Source organism: Pseudoalteromonas sp. S1610, assembly GCF_005887465.1.
Classification (GTDB): Bacteria; Pseudomonadota; Gammaproteobacteria; order Enterobacterales; family Alteromonadaceae; genus Pseudoalteromonas; species Pseudoalteromonas undina.
The window spans coordinates 71,438-90,885 of sequence record NZ_PNDI01000013.1 but is presented as its reverse complement, the minus strand read 5'-3'; the positions used below and the strand labels follow the sequence as shown (position 1 = coordinate 90,885).

21 protein-coding genes are annotated in these 19,448 nt (G+C 40.9%); 19 read left to right on the top strand and 2 right to left on the bottom strand.

All coding sequences use genetic code 11. The annotated features are described in order from the left end of the window. The first annotated feature begins 68 nt into the window (after nucleotides 1–68). Genes flhA through CWB77_RS07590 form a run of 14 tightly spaced genes read left to right on the top strand, consistent with a single transcriptional unit; the run spans nucleotide 69 to nucleotide 14,102 of the window. Complete coding sequence (flhA, locus tag CWB77_RS07655; protein WP_010387925.1) at nucleotides 69–2,177, top strand: flagellar biosynthesis protein FlhA; 2,109 nt, start codon at nucleotides 69–71, stop codon at nucleotides 2,175–2,177. A gap of 21 nt (nucleotides 2,178–2,198) precedes the next feature. After that, a complete protein-coding gene (flhF, locus tag CWB77_RS07650; RefSeq protein ID WP_138622150.1) occupies nucleotides 2,199–3,686 on the top strand; it encodes a flagellar biosynthesis GTPase FlhF in 1,488 nt (495 codons plus the stop codon). Further along, nucleotides 3,679–4,539: a MinD/ParA family ATP-binding protein gene (locus CWB77_RS07645; protein WP_054201715.1), complete on the top strand. Its 861-nt coding sequence runs from the start codon at nucleotides 3,679–3,681 to the stop codon at nucleotides 4,537–4,539. Before flhF ends, CWB77_RS07645 begins: the two co-directional genes overlap by 8 nt. 26 nt (nucleotides 4,540–4,565) lie before the next feature. Further along, the gene (locus CWB77_RS07640) at nucleotides 4,566–5,276 is read left to right on the top strand and encodes an RNA polymerase sigma factor FliA (protein ID WP_054201714.1); all 711 of its coding nucleotides are present in this window, start codon (nucleotides 4,566–4,568) and stop codon (nucleotides 5,274–5,276) included. A 40-nt stretch (nucleotides 5,277–5,316) separates the two neighbouring features. After that, entirely contained in the window at nucleotides 5,317–5,700 is a 384-nt protein-coding gene (gene cheY / locus CWB77_RS07635; protein WP_008112210.1) for a chemotaxis response regulator CheY, read from the top strand. Nucleotides 5,701–5,716: 16 nt separating this feature from the next. Continuing rightward, nucleotides 5,717–6,490, top strand: coding sequence for a protein phosphatase CheZ (locus CWB77_RS07630; RefSeq protein WP_054201713.1), 774 nt, complete (start codon nucleotides 5,717–5,719; stop codon nucleotides 6,488–6,490). A 14-nt stretch (nucleotides 6,491–6,504) separates the two neighbouring features. Next, on the top strand, nucleotides 6,505–8,730 hold the full coding sequence (locus tag CWB77_RS07625) for a chemotaxis protein CheA (protein ID WP_075169676.1): 2,226 nt from the start codon (nucleotides 6,505–6,507) through the stop codon (nucleotides 8,728–8,730). 53 nt (nucleotides 8,731–8,783) lie between these two features. Continuing rightward, on the top strand, nucleotides 8,784–9,920 hold the full coding sequence (locus CWB77_RS07620; RefSeq protein WP_138622148.1) for a protein-glutamate methylesterase/protein-glutamine glutaminase: 1,137 nt from the start codon (nucleotides 8,784–8,786) through the stop codon (nucleotides 9,918–9,920). After that, the gene (locus CWB77_RS07615) at nucleotides 9,913–10,677 is read left to right on the top strand and encodes a flagellar motor protein (RefSeq protein WP_054201710.1); all 765 of its coding nucleotides are present in this window, start codon (nucleotides 9,913–9,915) and stop codon (nucleotides 10,675–10,677) included. The genes CWB77_RS07620 and CWB77_RS07615 overlap by 8 nt, the downstream gene beginning before the upstream one ends. A gap of 5 nt (nucleotides 10,678–10,682) precedes the next feature. Further along, nucleotides 10,683–11,642, top strand: coding sequence for a flagellar motor protein MotB (locus tag CWB77_RS07610; RefSeq protein ID WP_138622146.1), 960 nt, complete (start codon nucleotides 10,683–10,685; stop codon nucleotides 11,640–11,642). A gap of 12 nt (nucleotides 11,643–11,654) precedes the next feature. Beyond that, on the top strand, nucleotides 11,655–12,425 hold the full coding sequence (locus CWB77_RS07605) for a ParA family protein (RefSeq protein ID WP_055013038.1): 771 nt from the start codon (nucleotides 11,655–11,657) through the stop codon (nucleotides 12,423–12,425). A gap of 3 nt (nucleotides 12,426–12,428) precedes the next feature. After that, entirely contained in the window at nucleotides 12,429–13,163 is a 735-nt protein-coding gene (locus tag CWB77_RS07600) for a CheW domain-containing protein (RefSeq protein WP_109874284.1), read from the top strand. A gap of 21 nt (nucleotides 13,164–13,184) precedes the next feature. Next, entirely contained in the window at nucleotides 13,185–13,682 is a 498-nt protein-coding gene (locus CWB77_RS07595; RefSeq protein ID WP_008112225.1) for a chemotaxis protein CheW, read from the top strand. Between the two features lie 18 nt (nucleotides 13,683–13,700). Then, nucleotides 13,701–14,102, top strand: a complete 402-nt coding sequence (locus CWB77_RS07590) for a DUF2802 domain-containing protein (RefSeq protein WP_054201706.1) — start codon at nucleotides 13,701–13,703, stop codon at nucleotides 14,100–14,102. Nucleotides 14,103–14,129: 27 nt separating this feature from the next. Here the strand turns inward: CWB77_RS07590 and CWB77_RS07585 are convergent, their stop codons facing one another. Further along, complete coding sequence (locus CWB77_RS07585) at nucleotides 14,130–14,438, bottom strand: EscU/YscU/HrcU family type III secretion system export apparatus switch protein (RefSeq protein WP_054201705.1); 309 nt, start codon at nucleotides 14,436–14,438, stop codon at nucleotides 14,130–14,132. A gap of 2 nt (nucleotides 14,439–14,440) precedes the next feature. Continuing rightward, entirely contained in the window at nucleotides 14,441–16,606 is a 2,166-nt protein-coding gene (fliK, locus tag CWB77_RS07580) for a flagellar hook-length control protein FliK (protein ID WP_138622144.1), read from the bottom strand. Nucleotides 16,607–16,719: 113 nt separating this feature from the next. Here fliK and ccmA point away from each other — a divergent pair, with 113 nt between their 5' ends. From ccmA to ccmE, 5 genes are read left to right on the top strand one after another with little or no spacing between them, the layout of a single operon-like run. Further along, entirely contained in the window at nucleotides 16,720–17,340 is a 621-nt protein-coding gene (gene ccmA / locus CWB77_RS07575) for a cytochrome c biogenesis heme-transporting ATPase CcmA (protein WP_075169671.1), read from the top strand. Then, complete coding sequence (gene ccmB / locus CWB77_RS07570; protein WP_054201703.1) at nucleotides 17,340–18,026, top strand: heme exporter protein CcmB; 687 nt, start codon at nucleotides 17,340–17,342, stop codon at nucleotides 18,024–18,026. Before ccmA ends, ccmB begins: the two co-directional genes overlap by 1 nt. A 1-nt stretch (nucleotide 18,027) precedes the next feature. Further along, nucleotides 18,028–18,765 carry a heme ABC transporter permease gene (locus CWB77_RS07565; RefSeq protein ID WP_036985043.1) on the top strand — a complete coding sequence of 246 codons (738 nt, stop codon included), beginning with the start codon at nucleotides 18,028–18,030 and terminating at the stop codon, nucleotides 18,763–18,765. 2 nt (nucleotides 18,766–18,767) lie between these two features. Next, the gene (gene ccmD / locus CWB77_RS07560; protein WP_055013035.1) at nucleotides 18,768–18,971 is read left to right on the top strand and encodes a heme exporter protein CcmD; all 204 of its coding nucleotides are present in this window, start codon (nucleotides 18,768–18,770) and stop codon (nucleotides 18,969–18,971) included. After that, nucleotides 18,968–19,447 carry a cytochrome c maturation protein CcmE gene (gene ccmE / locus CWB77_RS07555; RefSeq protein ID WP_075169670.1) on the top strand — a complete coding sequence of 160 codons (480 nt, stop codon included), beginning with the start codon at nucleotides 18,968–18,970 and terminating at the stop codon, nucleotides 19,445–19,447. Before ccmD ends, ccmE begins: the two co-directional genes overlap by 4 nt. Nucleotide 19,448: the final 1 nt, after the last annotated feature.

The following is a 19,448-nucleotide window of genomic DNA, read 5'->3' as shown; positions in this document are numbered from 1 at the left end:
CTAACCAACTAACTTGGAATAGTTATTGCTATTTCAGCGTAGTGTCAATTTTTTGAAATTGTAGAGTTATGGAATTTAAAGCGGTATTACAACAACTTAATAAAGATAAAAAAGAATATGCAAAAGGCGTTGGTACACCGCTTTTAGTCTTAGCTGCGCTTGGCATGGTTATATTACCACTGCCTCCATTTCTGCTTGATATATTATTTTCGTTTAATATCGCGCTCGCATTAGTTGTATTACTGGTCACCGTATATACCATGAAGCCGCTTGAGTTTGGCATGTTTCCAGCGGTGTTGTTAATCGCTACGATCATGCGTTTAGCACTTAACGTAGCCAGTACTCGGGTGGTACTTCTTGAGGGTCATAATGGTGGTGATGCCGCTGGTAAGGTAATTGAAGCATTTGGCTCGGTGGTGATTGGTGGTAACTACGCCGTGGGTTTAGTGGTATTTTTGATTCTAATTATCATAAACTTTGTGGTAATTACCAAAGGTGCAGGGCGTATTTCTGAAGTGTCAGCACGCTTTACCCTTGATGCCATGCCGGGTAAGCAAATGGCGATAGATGCAGATATGAATGCTGGCTTTATTAGTGCAGAGCAAGCCAGAGAGCGTCGTGATGAAGTAACCCGTGAAGCCGACTTTTATGGTTCTATGGATGGTGCCAGTAAATTTGTAAAAGGCGATGCTATCGCGGGTATCGTCATTTTAGTGATCAATATTGTAGGTGGTTTATTTGTTGGCATGATCCAGCATGACTTGAGCTTTTCACGCGCTATGGAAGTGTACACACTATTGACCATTGGTGATGGCTTAGTCGCGCAATTACCTTCATTACTACTTTCAATTGGTACTGCGATTGTTGTAACGCGTCAAAATGAGTCGCACAATATGGGCGATCAGTTTAAGCAGCAGCTAGGAAACGAAAAATCATTATTTATTGCCTCTGGTATCCTCATTACTATGGGTTTAGTCCCAGGTATGCCGCATATTGCATTTTTAAGCTTAGGGGCGCTTTTAGGTTACCTTGCATACTACACCCAGCAAAACAAACTTAAATTGGCGGCTGCTGAGGCCGAAGAAGCTGAAAATGCAGCCTCAGGTACCGGGATTGCGGCTAAACAAGAACAAAAAGAACTGGGTTGGGATGATGTACAGCAAGTTGATGTTATTGGCTTAGAAGTAGGTTATCGATTAATTCCTTTGGTTGACCAATCACAAGGTGGTGAGCTGTTAAACCGCATTAAAGGGGTGCGTAAAAAACTATCTCAAGAGCTGGGCTTTTTAGTACCGCCTGTACATATTCGCGACAACCTTGAACTTGATCCAAATGCGTATCGCATCACTATGATGGGTGTATCAAGTGGTGAGGGAGAGCTTAAACACGGCGATGAATTAGCAATTAACCCAGGCCAAGTGTTTGGCCCGCTAAAAGGCATTGAAACTACAGACCCTGCATTTGGTTTAGATGCGGTATGGATAAAACCCGATCAAAAAGATGAAGCGCAATCTTTAGGTTATACCGTAGTTGATTCAGCAACCGTTGTGGCCACTCATATTAGCCAGTTACTCACCAATAGCGCCGCATTATTGCTTGGCCACGAAGAAGTACAAAACTTATTAGATATGTTAGGTAAAAGTCACCCTCGCTTAGTTGAAGGGCTAGTACCTGAGGTATTACCGCTGACCACCATCGTTAAAGTGCTACAAAACTTATTAAATGAAGGGGTAGCAATACGAGATATGCGCTCAATTGTTCAAACCCTTGTTGAGTATGGCCCTCGTAGCCAAGACCCTGATGTATTAACGGCTGCAGTGAGAATATCGTTGCGTAGATTAATCGTTCAAGATGCTGTTGGTATGTCTTCTGAAATCCCTGTCATAACCTTGGCGCCTGAGTTGGAACAGATGTTGCATCAGTCACTTCAAAATGCAGGTGATGAAGGTGCCGGAATAGAACCAGGACTTGCTGATAGACTTCAAACATCATTGAATGAAGCGCATCAAAATCAAGAAATGGCCGGTGAACCTTCAATATTGCTAACGTCAGGAATGTTACGCACTGTGCTATCTCGATTTGTTAAATACACCATTCCAGGATTGCGAGTGATGTCTTATCAAGAGATACCAGATGAAAGACAGATCAAGATTGTCAGCTCTGTAGGCCAACAATAAGATTTTAAAGGGGTTTGAATTATGAAAATTAAACGTTTTTTTGCTAAAGACATGCGCACCGCACTAAAAGAAGTAAAAGAAGAGCTCGGTGTTGATGCGGTTATTATGTCAAATAAGAAACTAGCTAATGGCGTTGAAATTGTTGCTGCTGTTGATTACGACAAAGCCGCAGCAAAAGCGCCAGAGCAGCCTCAAAGCCAGCCAGCTGCAAGCGCTTCATTTGCACATACCCAGAGCTCACATAATTTTGTAAAACCAGAGCCACAACGTGCTCAACCTAAGCCACAAGCAAAGGTAGCTGATAGTTTACAAGCTTTATTAGAACGTCAATCTCCCCGTCCTCGTTCAGCAGAGCTTGCGTCAATGTTTTCACAATCAGGCATTGATACCTCTGGTCATTATCAAGAACAAGAAGCTGTGCAATCTCGACCTAAAAATATGTTTGAGCGTGAACCAAGCGCACCTGCACGTCCTCGTACTCAAGCTGATAGCTTAGGTTTTAATGATTTAGACAGTGGCTTTGACGATTTAGACTCACCGAGTGCACCACGCCAGCAAACGATGCCGAACGAGTCGAGTGATATAAGCACCATGCGCGAAGAAATGAACGCAATTCGTCAATTACTAGAACATCAAGTATCAGGTTTAATGCAACAAGATATGGCACGTCGCGATCCAACCCGTGCATGCATGATTGACCGTTTAGTGGGTATGGGGATAGATAAAGAGGTTGCTGAGCAAATGGCATGCTTTGTACCCGATGATGTATCTCGCCAACAAGGTTGGAAAGCCTTATTGAATATGGTTGAAGATCAAATGCAAACCACTAACAACGAAATTCTTCGCCAAGGTGGTGTTTATGCACTAGTAGGCCCAACAGGGGTAGGTAAAACCACCACAGTTGCAAAATTAGCTGCATTAGGTGCGCAAAAATATGGTGCTGATAAAGTCGCACTTATTACTACTGATACCTACCGTATTGGTGCGTATGAGCAGCTAGCAACCTATGGTCGAATTATTGGCTGTGGCGTTAAACAAGTTAAAGATGCAAATGAATTAGCAGAAGTTTTATACCATTTACGAAATAAACGTCTAGTCTTAATTGATACAGCAGGAATGAGTCAGCGAGATTTACGTTTAACTGAGCAGCTTAATACCTTGATGCGTAATCAGCGTGTAGATATACGTAGTTATTTAGTATTAAGTGCTACAGCACAAATTAATGTATTACAAGAAACAGTAAGGCATTTTAAAAAAGTACAGCTTAGTGGATGTATTTTTACTAAGTTAGATGAGTCATTGAGTTTAGGTGAGATTATTAGTATTGCGATTCAAAATCGTCTCCCAATAGGGTATCTTACTAACGGTCAGCGAGTACCAGAAGATATTAGAGTGGCAAATGCCGAAAAACTAGTAAAAAAAGCTGAGCAATTGTATTTGAAAAGAATAAAAGCACAACAATCACGACACCAATCAGTGGCGTCGAGCACAGTAGAGATGTATGATTAACACAGTTTTAGATCAAGCAAGCGGCCTTCGCAAAATGAGCAACAATAATAATAACGGCGTAAAAGTTATCGCTGTCACCGGCGGCAAAGGTGGAGTAGGTAAAACAAACGTATCCCTTAATACGGCAATCGCGCTAGGCCAACAAGGCAAACGTGTGCTGGTTTTAGATGCTGATTTAGGGTTAGCTAATTGTGACGTTATGCTTGGACTGCGTGTAGAGCGCAATTTATCTCATGTTTTATCAGGTGAGTGTGAACTTGAAGATATTTTAGTTGAAGGCCCTGCAGGTATAAAAATAGTACCTGCAACATCGGGTTCGCAAAGTATGGTTGAGTTATCTCCTTCAGAGCACGCCGGACTTATTCGTGCATTTAGCGAGCTTAACACTGATTTTGATATTTTAATTGTTGATACCGCTGCGGGTATTTCTGACATGGTATTGAGCTTTTCTCGTGCCGCACAGGATGTGGTTGTGGTGGTATGTGATGAGCCAACATCAATTACCGATGCCTATGCGCTCATTAAAGTACTGAGCCGTGAGCACGGCGTATACAAATTTAAAATTGTTGCCAACATGGTGCGTAGCTTACGTGAAGGGCAGGAATTATTTGCTAAACTTTCAAAAGTAACCGACCGATTTTTAGATATATCAATGGAGCTTGTTGCAACAGTTCCTTATGATGAGAATATGCGCAAATCAACGCGTCGCCAAAAAGTGATAGTTGAAGTTTTTCCAGGATCTCCTGCAGCGATTGCTTTTAAAACACTGGCGACAAAAATTACTAAGTGGCCAACACCTAGTCAAGCCTCGGGTCATTTAGAGTTTTTTATTGAGAAGCTAGTTAGTAACTAATAATGACAATACCGGTGAATAGAGCTATGGGATATCAGTCAACACAGAGTTTAAATATGATTGTTGAAAAGCATGCCTCATTAGTCAAAAAAGTGGCATGCCATTTAATTGCTCGTTTACCGGCCAGTGTGCAACTAGATGATTTAATCCAATCAGGTATGATCGGATTAATAGAAGCTTCAAAAAATTTTGATGCAAGCAAAGGTGCGAGTTTTGAAACCTTTGCTGGAATTCGTATTCGTGGTGCAATGATAGATGAAATGCGTCGAGGTGATTGGGTTCCACGCTCGGTTCACAGAAAAAGCCGCTTAGTAGCAGAGACTATTGTTGCTCTTGAAAGTAGTTTAAACCGTGAACCCAAAGATAGTGAAGTTGCTGAAAAACTTGAAATTTCGTTAAATGAGTACCATCATATTTTAAACGATGTGAATGTAAGCAAAGTTTTAGGTATTGAAGACCTTGGTATTGACGATGATGTGATTACACCGCATGGTCAAGATTTAGCACTAGACAAACCTTTCAATAATGTTAAAAATGAACGGTTTAATGAGTCTTTACTCAATGCGATAAAGTCGTTACCGGAAAAAGATGCAATGGTGCTTTCTTTGTACTATAACGATGAAATGAATTTAAAAGAAATTGGGCATATACTCGATGTAAGTGAGTCGCGTGTAAGTCAGATACATGGTCAGGCGATGATTAAGCTTAAAGCAAAAATCAATGACTGGATAAACTAGAAGTAAGTAAATAAAGGTTCAGGCCTCACTGGAGGATGTTTTGGATAAAAACATTAAAATTCTTGTTGTTGATGATTTTTCGACGATGAGACGTATTATTAAAAACCTGTTGCGCGATTTAGGTTTTACCAATGTTCAAGAAGCAGATGACGGGTCAACTGCTTTACCTATGTTACAAAATCAAGCGTTTGATTTTGTTGTAACAGATTGGAATATGCCAGGCATGCAAGGTATTGATCTTTTGAGGGCAATTCGAGCTGATGAAAAATTAAAGCATATTCCTGTTTTAATGGTGACAGCAGAAGCTAAAAAAGAACAAATAATTGCTGCTGCCCAAGCTGGCGTTAATGGTTACATTGTTAAACCATTTACTGCAGGTACATTGAAAACTAAATTAGAAAAAGTGTTCGAACGCTTAGGTTAATGAGAGGGAGAGGCTTATGTCAGCACCTGCTGCGCCTCAGATTACTTTAGAACAAGCTCGCCAGTTAGTGGTTTTTTTAGAAAATGGTGAGCAAGATAAAGCGAATCAGTTAATTTTAGAAACAGCTTCACAAGAGCAATCACAGCTATTTGCTGAGGTGGGTAAGTTAACGCGTCAACTGCACGAAGCTTTAAAGAGTTTCGAGTTAGACACGCGTTTAACAGATATTACCACTGATGCCATCCCTGACGCTAAAAAACGCCTTAACTACGTCATGGAAATGACAGAAAACGCAGCCAATAAAACAATGGATGCGGTTGAAGCAAGCTTACCATTAGCACAAGAAATTGCTGACGAAATAGCTGACATCAAGCCAACGTGGGATCGCTTAATGAACCGCGAAATAGAGCTTGGTGAGTTTAAGTCACTTTGCCATAGTATTGATAAGTTTATGAACAGCTCTCACCATAAAACTGATGAGTTGCAAATGTTGATGACCAATGTATTGATGGCTCAAGACTATCAAGATTTAACTGGTCAGGTTATTCGTCGTGTTATTGAACTTGTGCGTGAAGTTGAAGAAAGCTTAATCCACTTGTTAACTGCATTTGCAGCACAAGGTGAAGTTGAGCCAGCACAACTGACCGAACAACCAGAAGAAACAGAAGATTCCATTGTTGCACAAACACTAGCAGGCCCAGAAGGGCCTATTATTGATAAAGAATCGCGTAATGATGTTGTATCTGATCAAGATGAAGTTGATGATCTATTATCAAGTTTGGGCTTCTAATAGGAGAGTACTGCATGAGCTTTGAAGTCGATGAAGATATTTTACAAGACTTTTTAGTAGAGGCCGGAGAAATCCTTGAGCTTTTATCTGAACAGTTAGTAGAACTGGAAAACAACCCAGATGATACTGAACTACTAAACGCAATATTTCGTGGTTTCCACACTGTAAAAGGTGGCGCCGGCTTTTTGGCAATGACAGAGCTTGTTGATGCATGTCATGGTGCTGAAAACGTGTTTGATTTATTGCGCCAAGGTGTAAGAACAGTTAACTCTGAATTAATGGATGTAATTTTACAAGCACTCGACACCATTAATGAAATGTTTGCCACAATTAAAAATCGTGACCAACCAGAGCCTGCTGATCCAGAGTTACTTGCAGTCCTTCATAAACTTGGACAACCACCGACGGCAGAAGAGCTTGCTGGCGATTCTGTAGTTGAAGACACAGCCCCTGTTGAAACTCCCTCGGTAGAACCTGAACCTGTAGCTGAGCAGCCAAGCAATGATGCGGAAGAAGATCCGTTTGCTTTTGATGAATTATTTAGCGGCCCAGATAGCAGTAGCTCAGACTCTCAGATTGATGAAATAACTGAAGATGAATTCGAAAGCTTACTTGATGAGTTACATGGTAAAGGTCAAGCTCCACAAGAAGAACAGTCCTCATCAAGTGATAATGATGTCAGTGGCGATATAACTGACGATGAATTTGATAGCTTATTAGATGAGCTTCATGGTGTTGGTAGTTTTGGCGAAGTTACTCAAAGCGCCCCAAGTACACCACAGCAAGCACCATCGGCTCCTGTGGCTTCACAAAATAACGACTCAAGCGCGAGCGATGATGAAATAAGTGACGATGAATTTGAAGCTTTGCTAGATGAATTACATGGCAAAGGTGCACCTAAATCGTTAGAAACATCGGCTCCAGAAAGTAAACCTGAGCCAGTAGCCGCAAATAAGCCTGCGCCTGCTGCGCCAAAACCTGAGCCTAAACCGGTACCAAAAGCAGAGCCTGCAAAGCCGGCACCTTCTCCACAGCCAGCTAAGACAGCGCCGCCTAAAAAAGCAGCGCCTCCACCGGCGGAGACAACAGTACGTGTTGATACCAAACGTTTAGACCAAATAATGAATATGGTTGGTGAATTGGTACTTGTGCGAAATCGTTTGGTAAGCTTGGCAACAAACTCTGACAGCGAGGCTATGGGTAAAGCTATTTCTAATTTAGATGTAGTGACTGCTGATATCCAAGGTGCGGTAATGCAAACACGAATGCAGCCAATTAAAAAAGTGTTTGGCCGTTTCCCCCGTGTAGTACGAGATTTAGCACGAACGCTGCAAAAAGATATTAATTTATTACTTGTTGGTGAAGACACCGATTTAGATAAAAATTTAGTGGAAGCATTGGCAGATCCACTCGTGCATTTAGTGCGCAACTCAGTGGATCATGGTATAGAAATGCCAGATGTTCGTGAAGCATCGGGTAAACCTAGAACCGGTACTGTTACTTTATCAGCGTCTCAGCAAGGCGACCATATCCTGCTTACCATCCAAGATGATGGTGCCGGTATGGATGCTGAAAAGCTTAAAAAGATTGCGATTAGTAAAGGGGTGCTTGATCACGATCAAGCGAGTCGCCTTTCTGATACTGAAGCGTATAACCTTATTTTTGCACCTGGTTTTTCAACTAAAGAAGAGATCTCAGATATTTCTGGCCGTGGCGTTGGTATGGATGTGGTTAAAACAAAAATCACTCAACTCAATGGCTCAGTAAATATTAAATCAGAGATGGGCGTAGGTACTACTTTAGAGATTAAAGTACCGCTGACACTGGCAATACTGCCTACCTTAATGGTAGTGGTAGGCGAACAAACCTTTGCGTTGCCGCTGGCGGGTGTAAGTGAAATATTCCATTTAGATTTAACAAAAACCAATGTGGTTGATGGTCAGCTTACTATAATTGTTCGTAAAAAATCGATTCCGTTATTCTACCTTGAACATTGGCTCATCAAAGGGGCCGATAGAGGTCAGCGAAAAGCACAAGGTCATGTGGTTATTGTACAAATAGGAACTCAAAAAGTGGGTTTCGTTGTTGACTCGCTTATTGGTCAAGAGGAAGTGGTAATTAAGCCTTTAGACGCATTACTTCAAGGTACGCCTGGTATGGCAGGTGCAACAATCACCTCTGATGGTGGCATTGCACTGATATTAGATGTGCCAAGTATGTTAAAGCATTACGCTGGATAATTAAAAGTAGGCATATATTTTATGCCTACCCATTCATTGAATAAGAGAGCGAAATGGCTGTTAAAGTTTTAGTAGTTGATGATTCAAGCTTTTTTCGCCGCAGAGTGAGTGAAATTCTTGAACAAGACAGCGGAATTGAAGTTATAGGTTTCGCTGTAAATGGTCGAGAAGCTGTCGATAAAACAGCTCAATTACGACCTGACGTGATCACCATGGATGTTGAAATGCCGGTGCTTGATGGTATTAGCGCGGTTAAAGAGATCATGGCGAGTAACCCAACTCCTATTTTAATGTTCTCCTCGTTAACACGCGCAGGCGCATCTGCCACCTTAGATGCACTTGATGCCGGCGCGATGGACTTTTTACCGAAAAAGTTTGAAGATATTGCTCGTAATAACGACGACGCAATAAAGCTATTACAAAATAAAGTTAAAGAAATAGGCCGCCAGCGAATTGGTAGAGTTACCAGAGCGGCTGCTGCTCCAAGTATTAAACCAGCGCCAAGCACTTCTGAGCGCTTTGCTAATAAGCCTATAGTGCAACCTGATCGTAGCTTTAAAAGCGCAAGCCCAACGCCTTCTAGTAGCGCATCAACACGTGCTAGTGGTAAGCAATATCAATTAATTGCTATTGGCACATCAACAGGTGGCCCGGTTGCACTACAAACTATATTGACTCAGTTACCTGCTAATTTCCCACACCCAATACTACTCATACAACACATGCCAGCAGCATTTACACCTGCGTTTGCAACCCGATTAGATAGCTTGTGTAAAATTAAAGTAAAAGAAGCACAGCAAGGCGATAGACTGCAACCAGGCTGTGCTTATTTAGCGCCAGGCGGTCAGCAAATGATGGTAGAAGGGCGAGGTTCAAACAGAACATTACGCGTATTTGAAGATAAAAATGAACGAGTTAGCTATAAGCCTAGTGTGGATATTACCTTTGCTAGTGTAGCAAAAGCGTATCAAGGCGATGTACTTGCCATTATTTTGACTGGTATGGGCGCAGATGGTCGTGACGGTGCTCGCATGCTTAAACAAACTGGCGCTACAATTTGGGCTCAAGATGAGAAAAGTTGTGTTGTATATGGTATGCCGCAAGCAGTAGCTAGTGCTGGGTTAGCAAATGAAAGCATAGGCCTTCATGATGTGGCGGTGCGCTTAAAAAGAGAGGTTGGCTTTGGATAAGCTTTCTATTTTAGGGTTATTGGTTGCATTAGGTGCTATTGCAATCGGTTATTCTTTAGAGGGAGGTGTGGTATCTGCGCTGTTTAATGGTCCAGCACTAATTATTGTATTAGGTGGCACATTGGGGGCGGTGATGCTGCAAACATCAGCCAATACTTTTAAGAAAATGCTTAGTATTACTCATTGGGTTTTTGTTACTGATGACCACAATATTGAAGATGCCATTGAGCAAGTCAAGCGCTGGTCGCACAAAGCTCGCCAAGAAGGCTACTTAGCGCTAGAAAACGAAGCGCTTACTCACTCTGATCCCTATGCCACTAAAGGACTGAGTTTATTAGTCGATGGTTGCTCAGATCAAAAGCTTCGCGATACCCTTGAAATAGATTTATTACTCGAACGAGAACGATTGCTTGAAGCTAGCCGTGTATATGAAGCGATGGGAGGCTACAGCCCGACTATCGGTATCCTAGGTGCTGTGCTTGGATTGATTCAAGCTATGTCGTTTATTAATGATCCTGAGCAATTAGGAACGGGCATTGCCACGGCATTTATTGCTACTATATATGGTGTAGGTTTAGCTAATTTACTATTTTTGCCCATGGCCAACAAATTAAAGCAACGTGTTGAGCAAAAAATGCTTTACCATGAAATGCTAGCTGAAGGGGTTATTGCCATTAGCCAAGGTGAAAGCCCTATTAATATAGAATTAAAGCTTGAAGCTTACCGCGTCGAACGTCCTATTTTACAGGCCCATTAGCGGTTATGTTGCGCCGTCGCTTACGTCATCAAAACACTAAAAGCCAACACACTGAGCGTTGGCTAGTTTCTTATGCAGATTACATGACCATTATGTTCGCATTTTTTGTTGTATTGTATGCCATTGCAATAAACAAAGAAGACAATATACAAGTACTATCTGATTCCCTGGAGCATGTTTTTGATAAGTCAGCGAAACAATTTTCTCAGCAAGGTAAAGGGGTTAACGGCGACGCTTTGTTGCTTGAAAGAGTGACTCCAGAGGCTGAGGTTTTATATGGCGAAAGTATTCAAAAACAAGAACAAGGACCGATATTGCTCGATGGTCAAAGTGACAATAGTAATATCAGCCAACGTCACTTAGGCAAGCCACTCGATAGGTTATTAATTAAGCTACAATCGTCACTTATTGATGAAATACGAAGTGGCGAGGCAAGTTTAGAGCTCAGTCAAGATTGGTTGGTTATTGAGCTTAATTCAGGGCTGTTGTTTGCCAGTGGTAGTGCCGTTGCGCATAATCAAGCCAAAGAAGTCGTAAAAAAGATTGAAGCAATAATTGCACCTGTCGATAACTATATAAGAGTGCGAGGATACACAGATAACGAAACCATTCGCAATGAAATATTTCGCTCTAATTGGGAGTTGTCGGTGGCACGTGCAACATCAATATTAGTTGAATTAGAGCGCTTAGGTATTCAATCTGCGCGCATGGCAATTGAGGGATATGGCCAATATTCACCTTTTGCAGATAATGATACCGAAGCTGGGCGCGCTGAAAACCGCAAAGTGGTGATTGCGCTTTCTAAATACGGCTTGGTTTCAGAGTCATCGAATGAGGCTACTGAGCAGCAAGTTTCTGAAGCAGCTAAACCAACTGAAGTTGAGCTGCCTACTCAAGACGATACAATAAAAATAATTCGCTTAGAGCATGGTGGCATTCGTGTTACCACGCGTAATGAACAGTAATTAGGATGTAATGTGAAAATCTGGACAGTAGCCAATCAAAAAGGAGGGGTAGGCAAAACCACTACAGCGGTTAGCCTTGCTGGGATCCTTGCGCTTCAAGGTAAGCGAGTTTTACTGATTGACACCGATCCTCATGCATCATTAACTTATTACTTTGGTATTGATTCAGAAGATTTAGAGGTTAGTGTTTACGATATTTTCACTCGCGGATCGAGCATGAAAAGCGAAGAAATATTGCAAGCATTATGTCCCTCAACCATAGAAAACCTTGACATTTTACCTGCCACCATGGCGATTGCTACACTTGACCGTAGCATGGGTAATAAAACGGGGATGGGCCTGATTTTAAAAAAAACATTGGCTAAAATTAGCGAGTATTACGATTACGCAATTCTAGATTGTCCGCCCGTTCTAGGGGTGCTTATGGTCAATGCCCTAGCTGCTTGTGAAAGAGTGTTGGTGCCAGTACAAACTGAGTTCTTAGCGCTCAAGGGGCTTGATAGAATGATGCGGACTATGGAGTTAATGCAAACCTCGCAAGCGAAAAGCTATGAATATACTATAATTCCAACTATGTATGATAAGCGTACCAAAGCGTCACTTGAGGCCTATAAAACATTACAAGATACGTATAAAGAAAAAGTATGGCCAGGTGTTATTCCTGTTGATACTAAATTTAGAGATGCGAGTTTAGCGCAAAAAGTGCCTATTGATTTTTGCCCTAATGCGCGTGGAGTCTATGCTTATAAAGCATTGCTTGAATATTTAATAAAACAAGGTTAATAAATGAGTAAGCAATTATTTGCTAATGAAAAAGTAGTCACTCAGTATTTAGGGGCGTTATTATCTGATGACGCACCAGCGAAAGACCTTGAGCCTGTTGCTAAATTGCTTGAGCAGGTAGCTTATGAAGAGCAAAAAGAGCAATCACTGCAGGTTGAGCCTGTAGTTGAGCCGGTTGTTGAAGTTGAAAAGCTCAATGAGCAGGTAACAAATGTAGAAATAGAATCTCACCAAGCGCAGCAGCTTGAAACTGAAAATGATATAGCACTCGGTAATGAAGCTGAATACTTTGATGGTGAATTTCAGGCATTATTTTTTGAAGTGGCTGGGCTCACTTTAGCCGTGCCATTAAAAGCGTTAGGCGGTATACATGAGCTTGGAGAAGTGAATCATTTATTTGGTAAACCTAAGTGGTTTAAAGGTGTCATGATCAATCGAGAAGAAAAGCTCAATGTTGTTGATACCGCGCGCTGGGTTATGCCTGAAAAGTATGATGAGCAGTTAGAGGCATCTTTAAATTATCAATATCTAATCACTTTAGGTGATAGCAAGTGGGGTTTATTAGCAGAAAAACTAATAAATAACATTACATTGAGTAAAGAAGATGTAAAATGGCGTACAAATAACAGTAAGCGCCCATGGCTTGCTGGAGTAATTAAAGAAAAAATGTGTGCTTTAATAGATGTTAATAATTTAAATGCACTATTAGAGAAAGGCTTAGATAGCCGTCACAAGTAATGACCATTACGAGGTAAGAGCATGAGTGAAGATAAATTACTGTCAGCTAAAAAAAATGCAGATAATAATGATGAAATTTTGCAGTGGGTTACATTTAAGTTAGAAGATGAAACCTATGGCGTGAATGTAATGCAAGTGCAAGAAATACTGCGTTACACCGAAATTGCTCCTGTTCCAGGTGCGCCTTCTTATGTAATTGGTATTATTAACTTACGTGGTAATGTTGTTACCGTTATTGATACTCGCTCTCGCTTTGGTTTACCTGATATTGAAGCGACCGACAATTCACGTATTTTGATTATTGAAGCTGAAGAGCAAGTGATTGGTATTTTAGCCGATAGCGTTTCTGAGGTTGTGTACTTACGTAGCTCTGAAATTGACAGTGCGCCAAACGTAGGTACTGAAGAAAGTGCCAAATTTATTCAAGGTGTATGCAACCGCGATAATGAGCTGCTTATTCTAGTTGATTTAAACAAGCTACTTAGTGATGACGAATGGGATGAGTTAAGCGATATATAAGCTTCTCTACATAAAATTATGTTATTACTTGGTATTGCAATTGCGGGTTTGGCATTTGGGCTATTCTCGCTGCTGTTAATTGTGATGTTTAAAAAGCGTTATGCGAATGAGCTTGGCGCACAATTACAGCAATTTAAAGATTCATCAGAGCAGATTAATATTTTACGTAGCGAAGTCTCTGAGTTACGAACTGGGTTAATGAGTATTGGTAAACGAGTGCTTGAGGTAGAACAACAAAACCAAGAGCTGATACAGCAACAAGCAGCTCAAAAATACGATGACCCTGATGCTAAAATATACTCTCGAGCAGTAAAAATGGTTGAGCTAGGTGCTGATTTAGATGAGGTTATTCGCGAGTGTGAATTACCCCGCGCCGAAGCAGAACTGTTATTTTCTTTACACAAACAAAAAGGCGCTTAGCGCCTTTTTTGTTTTTATCATATTGGCTCATGCTTTTATATTGAGCTTTCCTTGAAAGTCCTGCCATCCGGGCGGGAATTTCCCTCTTACCACATATGAAAAAGCAATCAGTTCAGCAATAACAAAGTAAAGCTCTTTAGGGATCTCTTCGCCAAGCTCTAATTTCGAAAGTGTATTTGCAAGTGCTTCATCCTGATGGATTAAAATACCTTTATCTTTAGCTAGGGCAATAATTTCATCCGCCAATTCTCCAAACCCTTTAGCGCTTACGGTGGGTGAATTACCCGTTTCGTAGAGCAGTCCAATTGCTGAATTGTTTTTAAATGAATCCGTCATGGCTAAACCTTAATATTTATAATGGCATGGGATTGGTAAAATGCTTGATGGTTGTCATCTGCGCGTTTCAAATTAAGATCGCCGACTTGTAAGCCCTGTTTTGCTAGTTTTGAGCGTAAATTATCAAGGTGTGGATGAGCCAACGCGCTCACAGCTTGAGTGGACGCTAATAACTGACAATCTAATGCTTTGTCCATCAACTCTGCGGTTATTTGCAGCTTACCTAGTTCAGCATAATCAAAATTTAATCTTACAAACCACACGTTTTTATCCGCTAATTTGTCATTGTTTGGCTTTTTATATTGTCCTAACGATATTTCTGTTTGTGCCGCCTCTGGTGGCAGTTTCATAGGCAATAAAAACTGCACTAAGGAGTTAGTGTCAGGCTGCTGGCTCAAAACGGGAGCTTGCACTTGGCTTAAGGTGTTTTTAATTTGTGTTAATTCACCTGCTAATGCTTGCACTTGTGGTTGCTGTAACTGTTCTAATAACTTATTGGTATTATTACCGGTCTTGAAGCTTGGTAATAAAACCTGAAGTAGGGCCTCTAAACCGCTTTGATTATTAATGCTAACGGCAGTTGGGTTTTGGTTAATAATCGGTGCAGCTAAAATGCTTAATGAAAGTTGTTCTACACCTCGATTAAACGAGCTCTGCAAAGTGTCACTGGTTAGTTGCGTCGGCTTTATAGTGCTGAGTATTTCACGTTGTATGGTGGTCGGGTGTAAATTACTTTCTGACAACATACGGTTAAAAGCTTGATTAACCAAGCGGTTTAAGTCAGTACCCTGATCTGCCGCCTTAGTTACGATAGTGTTTAGTTGGCTGCTTAGAACGTGTTTGCTTGCTTCTTTTTGCTCTATTGGAGCGGTTGCGGTTTGCTTTAAAACGGTTGCTAATAATAGCTTTTCCAGCGGTTGTAAATGATTAACGGCTGCTAAGGATCGATTAGCTGTTTGTGCTGATTGGGTAACAACAGGGTGCAAGTCTACGGATGTTGATAACGTCCGCTGTTGCCATAAAGAGATACTGGTTTTTAGCTGCTGGGTTAGTTGCACTAAAGGGGGGGCAGTTCCTAAAGGGCTTTTTAATTGCGTAATGTCTATTTTTTGCGTTGGCGCGAGCAATTGTTGCTGTTCATTAACAACAATATTTGGTTTTTGAGATGCGTTTAATACAGTGGTAAATGGCTTGCTTTCAAAATGTTTTACTGCATCTAAAATACGCGTTTTAAAATCAGCAAAACTGCTTTTTAGCCATGATTGAATTGGACTATTAACGGTACTAAGTGGATGAGGCTTAATTTTTTGCGAATCGATAGCAACTTGCGGTTGCTGTGACAGCATCTCATTAAATGGTTTGCTAAATGAGTTTTTAAGCTCCACGGTTATATTTTGATAAGCGGTTTTAATTAATAGTTTATCTGCTTGACTGCTAATAGTTACCTTAGTCGGAGCTGTGGGTAGTTCAGATAACTGTTGATGGCTTAAGCTAATATTTAACGAGCTTTTTGCGGTATTTGGAGTTAGCACCGCAAACTTGGGCATTGCATGAAGCTGAGCATGACCTAAATTGTTAGCAACTAATTGTGTTAGTTTTGCCTGGCTTAAAGGTTGAGAATGTACAATGTCAGCAAAACGATTAATGATATTTAGCCGTGTACCTTTGCCATCTGTCTCAATTATGCCTTTTAATAAGGGTTCTTCGGCCAGTAATTGCGCTACTTGTTTATTAATGGCGATGCTGGCATTAAATTTTTCAATCACCAGTTTTGGCGTTGGCTTTAAAGTAACTTGTATCGATAGCGGGTTATTTTGAATATCACTTTGAGTGTTTATAAAGTTTAAAAACCGCTGTAACTGTTCTGGTTGTTTAATTGATAAGGTACTGTTGTTAGGAATAATAGTTAAGCTTTTACCATCTGCACTTAGCTGTATGTTAGCACTTGCTATTTTTTCAATATTTGTCGGTGCATCATTAACAGTGAGCCGAATTGTTTGCCAATGCTTATTCATAAATACATCAAGCGTCACTGAATCTTTAGAAAACTGAATGTTTTTTGCTGCTAGTACTTCAGGCGGCAGTATTGGTAACGCAGTTTTACCCGAATCGGTTGTTTGATTACTAACCTGTGGGTTAGTCACTGTAATGTGCGTTGGTGTATTCATTATTTTATATCAAGTTTTCTGTATTTTAAGTAAATCGATTCTAAAGCAATATTCGTATTACCCTATCATTATGGTAGACTTACCGCTAATTTTTGGCAGAGAGAATCGTCATCTTGTTACACATTAAGTCCGTTACTTGTATCAAGCAAGAGCGTTGTTTGTTTGATGAACTTAATTTTAGCCTTAAAAGCGGTCAAATCATGCAGTTAGCTGGTCCTAATGGGGCTGGTAAAACATCATTATTGCGCATTATTGCCGGTTTTTCGCTGCCTGACGAAGGTGATATTTTATACCGTAATCAATCTATCAAAAAATATTATGACGAATACGCCAGAGACTTATTATTTATAGGCCATAAAACCGGAGTTAATGTACAACTTAGTGCACTTGAAAATGTAGCACATTGGTTGGCTATTAATGGTTATGTAAATACACCTGATTTATATCCTTTGTTAAGTAAGTTAGGTTTGGTAGGGCTGGAAGATGTGCCCGTAAGAACATTATCGGCAGGCCAGCAAAGGCGGGTAGCTTTAGTTCGTTTGTGGTTATCTGAAGCCAAGTTATGGATTTTAGATGAACCTTTTACAGCGCTCGATAAAAGTGGGGTTGCCTTTTTGCAGCAACGCTTTACCGAGCACTTATCAAAGGGGGGCGCTATTTTGTTAACAACACACCAAGACCTAACCACCCACTTTAGTGACTTACAGACCTTGACTTTGGAGTACCGCCACTAATGACAAGACAGCATTCATATTGGCAGTTATTTGTCGCGGTATTTAGCAAAGACGTTAAGCTCGCTTTTCGTCAGCGAGCTGAAATAGTCAATCCCATCTTGTTTTTTTTAATTGTTATCTCGTTATTTCCACTAGCGATAGGGCCAGAACCTGGGTTGTTATCAAGAATGGCACCGGGCATTATTTGGGTTGCGGCTTTATTATCAACCATGCTTGGGCTCGATAAGCTATTTAGAGATGACTATAACGATGGCTCTTTAGAACAACTCATTGCTTCCTCTTACCCTTTATCATTAACCGTATTAGGTAAAGTTGCGGCTCATTGGGTGATCACCGGTTTACCGCTAGTGCTAATGACGCCTTTATTTGCTTTACTACTAAATTTAGAAACAACGGCCTTAATGGCCACGTTATTAACGCTATTATTAGGAACTCCTTTATTGAGCTTTATTGGCGCGATAGGAGCAGGCCTAACGGTGGGATTACAAAAAGGCGGTATTTTAATGAGTTTACTCGTTTTGCCTTTGTATATCCCGGTTTTAATTTTTGCAACTTCCGCTATTGATACCAGTACTATGTCGCTGGATTACAGTGGTCAGCTTGCAATCCTAGGTGCCATGTTAGTCGTTGCGATTATTAGTGCGCCAATTGCCATATCATCAGCATTAAAAGTGAGTGTAAGTTAATATGTGGAAGTGGTTACATCCGTATGCGAAAGCAGAGCGAGCATATCAATTATGCAATACTCTACTGCCATATTTTGCAGTAGTTACGGTCGTTAGTATGATTGTTGGCTGGGTTTGGGGATTAGGTTTTGCCCCTGCTGATTACCAACAAAAAGACAGTTACCGTATTATTTTTATTCACGTGCCCTCCGCTATTTTATCTATGGGAGCATATTCATCAATGGCGATTGCTGCCATTGTTGCCTTGGTATGGCAGTTACGTAATGCCGAGCTTGCGGTGATTGCAATCGCGCCTGTTGGTGCGTGTATGACAGCAATTGCTTTAATTACTGGTGCTGCATGGGGTAAACCAATGTGGGGCGCGTGGTGGGTATGGGATGCTCGGCTGACTTCTGAACTTATTTTATTATTTTTATACTTAGGGGTGTTGTCTTTGTACCATGCCTTTGAAGATAAAAAGTCAGCCGGTCGCGCCGCGTCTATTTTAGCTATTGTTGGAGTGATCAACTTGCCTATCATCCACTTTTCGGTGGAATGGTGGAATACCCTGCATCAAGGGGCGAGCATCACTAAGTTTAACCGCGATGCGGTTGACCCAAGTATGTTTTGGCCGTTAATGATTAATATTTTAGCCTTTGCCGCGTTTGTTGGTACTGTGACTTTAATTCGTCTTAAAAATGAAATTTTACACCGTGAAAAGCACCGCCCATGGGTGCGACAGTTGTTAACTAAGGGGTAATTATGCAGTTTGACTCGTTTTCAGATTTTATTGCAATGGGAGGCTATGGCTTTTATGTATGGCTTTCTTTTGGAACATGCGCATTGATTTTATTAGGTATTCTATTCAGCTCACTACGCGATAAAAAACAAATTTTAGCGTCGATTGAGCAGCAAATAGCGCGTGAAACTCGAATTAAAAATTCTAAGCAGGAGCAAACCTCGTGAACCCAAGACGTAAAAAGCGCCTTTTGGTTATTATCGCCGTACTCTTTGGTATTGGCGGATCAATTGGTTTAGTGTTGTACGCCTTACAAGAAAATATTAATTTGTTTTACACCCCCAGCGAATTAATTGATGGTAAAGGTCCTAATAAAGAAAAGCCGTTTGTAGGCCAAAAGCTGAGAATTGGCGGCATGGTTGTGCCAGGCACTGTGATCAGAAATGAACAAAGCTTAAAAGTAAGCTTTAAGCTGATTGATACGGGGCCATTGGTAACGGTACGTTACCAAGGTATTTTGCCTGATTTGTTTCGTGAAGGACAAGGGATTGTTGCGCAAGGTGTGTTAGTAGAGCCTAACGTGATTGAAGCATTTGAAGTGTTGGCCAAGCATGATGAAGAATATATGCCGGCGGAAGTTGCTGAAGCTGTAAAAGGCATTAAGCACGAAAAGCCAAAATATAACTTAGATAGTGGGAGTTAAT